General features: G+C 61.1%; 3 protein-coding genes and 1 pseudogene. 1 reads left to right on the top strand and 3 read right to left on the bottom strand.

What is annotated here, in order from left to right; all coding sequences use genetic code 11:
- Window positions 1-170 precede the first annotated feature (170 nt).
- Entirely contained in the window at window positions 171-362 is a 192-nt protein-coding gene (locus KGM94_RS23495) for a hypothetical protein (RefSeq protein ID WP_300264599.1), read from the top strand.
- Window positions 363-791: 429 nt separating this feature from the next.
- Here the strand turns inward: KGM94_RS23495 and ltrA are convergent, their stop codons facing one another.
- The 3 genes and pseudogenes from ltrA to istA all read right to left on the bottom strand — a co-directional run.
- Window positions 792-2,318, bottom strand: a complete 1,527-nt coding sequence (gene ltrA / locus KGM94_RS23490) for a group II intron reverse transcriptase/maturase (RefSeq protein ID WP_300264597.1) — start codon at window positions 2,316-2,318, stop codon at window positions 792-794.
- 69 nt (window positions 2,319-2,387) lie between these two features.
- The gene (gene istB / locus KGM94_RS23485) at window positions 2,388-3,251 is read right to left on the bottom strand and encodes an IS21-like element helper ATPase IstB (protein ID WP_366526270.1); all 864 of its coding nucleotides are present in this window, start codon (window positions 3,249-3,251) and stop codon (window positions 2,388-2,390) included.
- 8 nt (window positions 3,252-3,259) lie between these two features.
- A pseudogene (istA, locus tag KGM94_RS23480) lies at window positions 3,260-4,750 on the bottom strand (IS21 family transposase); the annotation flags it as partial.
- Between the last annotated feature and the right edge of the window lie 159 nt (window positions 4,751-4,909).

The raw sequence follows: 4,909 nt of genomic DNA, 5'->3' as shown, positions 1-4,909 counted from the left end.
ACCCGACCGACTATTTGGATGATGCGAACGCACATCCTTGAACATGCCTTCATAGAGCAAACCAAAGCCTCGACGACTGACGCGCCGAGTCAGCACCAGGGTAAGCTGGCGCGCTTTGTGCGACTCACGCTAAGCAATTGCCGTCACCTGCTCACTGCGAAGGCTATAGAATGGTTGCTGCTGCCCGTGAATTGCCGGCCTCAGGTTATGCGCTCGAAGTCGATGGTCGAATCAAGGCCGAATTTGAGACCAGGGACGGAGCCAGGATGGGCGCGGAAGAGCTGAAGAAGCGTTTTCCTATGCTTAGAATCAGAATCTTCGACGCGCAGACCAAGACTCGCGAGGACGTCGAGCTAACGTGAGCGCTGATGCCGGCGTGCGTTTGCGGAAAGGCCGTGAATCGCCTGTCAGCTAATTGATCTAGCTTTTGCCTACATGACCAGGCCGCACGCTCGGCAGGTACGGTACTCAACTGAGCCTCGTACTGGGCGTCTCCCTGCGGGACCGGGCTGTCGGCTCCGCCGAAGCCCCGGCTTGCGCCGGGTCTTCGCCCCTTCGGGCTCCATCCCTGACGCGGTGTTTGCGGCTTCGCTCGACCGCTTCGTAACCCGCCGTGGGCGCGGAGGCAGCACCAAGCGAGAGGAAGAGTGCAGGCCGGGTTGGTCAGTAGAGTAGGGATGAAGCGCCTTGCCCCGTTGCCGAGGCAGGTTTCTTCATCCCCCGCTCCGAACCGGACGTGCGAGTTTCCCCGCATCCGGCTCTCCATGCGTGGCATCAGCCACGGGCGGCCCTCACAGTGAAGCGAGGGCGTGGGTCGCCTCCCAGAACTTGTCAGCTCCTTTCTGGAACCACTCGTCCGAGGTGGCATTCCATCCGTTCGGTATGCGGAGGCCCCGATCCGGGTACAGCAGCCGCTTGGCATCAGCAAACCGAGCGAGCTTCTTTTCGCCCATGTGCCATCCGCTGCTTTTCCCTCCCGACTTAGTATAGATACGACGCAGCTTCCTTCGAGATGCTTTGTCGTGCTTCTTGCCGAGCCAGGACTTGAGGCGCCAATACATCCACCAATCGTTTTTGGCGAACTCCCTCCATGACCGTGAGGCATAGCGGTAGTAATTACGCCAACCGATGATGACTGGATTGAGATCGTCAATGAGGTCGGCGAGGGTGAAGCCAGTAGGCTTCCCCCGCACTTTGGCCTTGATCTTGTCGCGCAACAGCTGCGACTTGTTCTTCGGGATGAAGAGCATGCCGACACAGCGTCCGGTCGAACGCAGTTTCTCTTGTGCGACCCGATAACCGAGGAAGTCAAAGCCTTCCCGGACATCGGTGATCTTGGTCTTCTCCATCGACAATTCCATACGCAATTCTTCTTTGAGGAATTGCGCTAACGCCAGGCGCTCTTGTTCGGCATCCTGAAGTGTTCCCTGCACGAGGACGACGAAGTCGTCCGCGTAGCGCACCACGTAAAAGCCCGGCCGACCACGCTTGTAGTCGGCTTGCAGGCGCTGTTGCCCCCGCTCGCGGGTCTTATCACGTGGATTGGGAATCCAGCGCTTGTATCTCTCCTCGATGGCCGTCAGATAAACATTGGCCAACAGTGGCGAGATGATCCCCCCTTGCGGGGTGCCGGTTACTGGATGCCGAAGATTGCCTTCGATCATGATGTCGGCTTTCAGGAAGGCGAGGACGAGCCGCAAGACCTTGCGGTCCTGAATGCGGCGTCGAACCCGATCCATCAGCACGTGATGATCGATGGCGTCGAAGCAGCCCTTGATATCGCCCTCGATCACATACCGGCTCCGTGAGGGACCGGCAGATGTCGGGTTCAATCTGTGACGCACTCTTGCCAGTGCGTCATGCGTGCTTCGGCCGGGCCGGAAGCCGTACGAGGTCGGATAGAAATCCGCCTCGAAGATCGGCTCCAGCACCAGCTTGAGTGCCATTTGGACCAGTCGGTCTTTGAGCGTAGGAATGCCCAACGGGCGGAATTTTCCCGGTTTGCCCGGCTTCGGGATGAGCCTTTGCCGGACAGGTTGAGGCCAGTAGATTCCTTGTCGCAGTTCTTGCCGGATGTCCTCCAGAAACCCTGCGACCCCATCGGGATGCTCTTCGACCACCTTGCGCGTCACGCGATCCGTGCCCGGTGTATTGCTACCCCTGTTACGGGCCAGCCGTTCCCAAGCGCGAAGCAACGTTCGACGATCACATACGATGTTGAACAGATCTGCGTACCTCTTGTCGGGGTCCGCAGCACTCCACCGATACAGCTTGCGCTGCATGTCGAGAACAAACTCGGTATTCACCGTGTCGGACAAGTTGTCCATCTCCTGCTTGCAAGTTGTACTCACTGCCCACCTTCGCCGTGTGGACGGCTTTCCCGTCTGTCAATCGGCGTTGGACTGGGACCCCCGATCGGCATCCAAAAGGACCCCCTTTGATCGGCGCGTTCTGCTGGTAGCGCTCGGCTCGTCGGAGCTGGCCGGGATAGCGGAGGCGAGCCGAGCGCGGGTGATGTGATCGTCGTCTCGGCTTTTGAATCGCCAACTGTCGTTGCCGGTCTCGACGATGTCACAGTGGTGGGTCAATCGGTCGAGCAGCGCGGTGGTCATCTTGGCGTCGCCGAACACACTGGGCCACTCGCCGAAGGCAAGGTTGGTCGTGACGATCACGGAGGCGCGCTCATAGAGCCGGCTGACGAGGTGGAACAGAAGCTGGCCACCGGACTGGGCAAAAGGCAGATAGCCGAGTTCGTCCAGGACGATGAAGTCCATCCGGGTCAGATGCTCGGCAAGCCGGCCCTGACGTCCGCTGCGGGTCTCGGCCTCGAGGCGGTTGACGAGGTCGACCACATTGTAGAAGCGGCCGCGGGCGCCGCCGCGGATGCAGCTTCTTGCGATGGCTATGGCAAGATGGGTCTTGCCGGTTCCGGTACCGCCGACCAGGACGACGTTGCGCTGCTGAGCGATGAAGCCGCCGCCAGCGAGATCATTGACGAGCGTCTGGTTGATCGGCGTTCCGTCGAACTGGAAGTCGGCGATATCCTTGGCAAGCGGCAGCTTGGCAATGGTGAGCTGGTACTTGATCGACCGGGCCTGCTTCTCGTTGATCTCGGCGTTGAGCAGGTCGCCGACGATGCGCTGGGGTTCGTGCTGGCGTTTGATCGCGGTCGCCATGATCTCGTCGAAGGCGGCCTTCATGCCGTAGAGCTTGAGCTCTCCCATGAGGTCGAAGATTTGAGTTCGTTCCATCAGCTGGTCCTCCGGAGGTTGTCGTAGCGGGAACAATCGGCGATCGGCGCATGGCGAAGCGTTAGCGCCGCCGGCGTCATGATGTTTGCCGGTGGCGCGGGTTCGCGTTGCCGGGCCAGGATGTTGATCACGACATCGGCGGAGTGGACGCCGTGGCCGAGCGCTTCGGCACAGGCGGCTTCCACCGCCGGCAGACCATCGGTCAGCACGGCGTTGAGGATGTCGACCATCTGCCGATTGCCATCGTCGGTGGTTGCGAGCCTGCGCCGGATCCGCTCGATCGCTGCCGGCAGCACCCAGTCCTTGAAGGGAGCGCCATTGCGTAAGGCGCCGGGTTTGCGAGCAAGCACCGGCACATAGTGCCAGGGATCGTAGGTCGTCTCGCCACGTCCGAAGGATCGCGGATGCTCTGCGACGATGCGCCCATCCTGGCGGATCACGATGCGGTCGGCATAAGCCTGGACCTCGACCGGGCGCCCGACCGCGCTGGCTGCGACCGAGTATTTGTTGTTGTCGAAGCGCACCAAACAGGTCTTCGAGACCGCCGCTGTCACCGCATGGAAGCCGTCGAAGCGGCCGGCATAGGGAACGAGCTTGGGACGTTCGGCTTCGAACACCTCCCAGATCGTCTGATCGGCCAGCTCTGGATGGCGATGAGCCTTGGCGTAGGCGATGCATTTATCGAGCAACCAGGCGTTCAACTCGTCCAGCGCCTTGAACCGTAGCCGAGGGGTGAAGAAGCGCTCCCGGACCAGCCCGACCTGGTTCTCGACCTGGCCCTTCTCCCAGCCCGAGGCCGGCGTGCAGGCAACCGGATCGACCAGGTAATGGCTACACATCTGCAGAAAGCGGCGATTGTAGAGGCGATCCTTGCCGACGAAGATGGTCTCCACCGCGGTCTTCATATTGTCGTAGATGCCGCGGCTGCAGGTGCCCTTGAACAGCGCGAACGCCCGATCATGGGCGTCGAACACCATCTCCTGCGTCTCTCGCGGATAGGCCCGCACGAACAGCATGCGGCTGTGGCAGAGCCGGACGTGGGCGACCTTCACCATCACCGTGGTGCCGCTCAACAGCACCACCTCGTGGCTCCAGTCGAACTGATAGGCCTCCCCTGGCGCAAAGCTCAGCGGCACATAGGCTGATGCTGTCGAGGCGCCGCGCTCCCGGCTCCAGCGTCGCGCGTAGCGACGAACCGCGTCATAGCCGCCGGCATAGCCCAGGCCGCGAAGCTCTTCGAACAACCGGATCAGCGTCAGCCGTTCCCGCGCCGCCTTGCTCTCATTTGCCGCCAGCAGCCGGTCAAGCTCGGAACTCCACGGCCCCATCTTCGGGAGCGGCTGCGTCTCGCGTTCGTACCGGAACTCGGTTGCTTGAGAACGGATAACCTTGCGGACCACCTTCCGCGACACGCCGAGTTCTCGGCAGATCGCCTTGATCGGGCGACCATCAACAAAATAGGCGCGACGGATCTTGGCAATCGTCTCCACCACCAGCATCCCAACCTCGGCTTCCATGACTCAATGGAAGCCACTGTGGACCCTTGCCCCGGGGTCCCGATTGGATGCCGATCACCCCGAATACGGGGTCCTTATTCCACGCCGAAACACATCTACCTCGATCCTGAGATATTTGCGAGCTTGGAGGCTTATGCAAAT

The organism is Bradyrhizobium sp., from assembly GCF_028868675.1.
In the GTDB taxonomy this organism is placed as follows: Bacteria; Pseudomonadota; Alphaproteobacteria; order Rhizobiales; family Xanthobacteraceae; genus Bradyrhizobium.
Note: the sequence above shows the minus strand (reverse complement) of the source record. Positions and strands in the feature narration are given on the sequence as shown.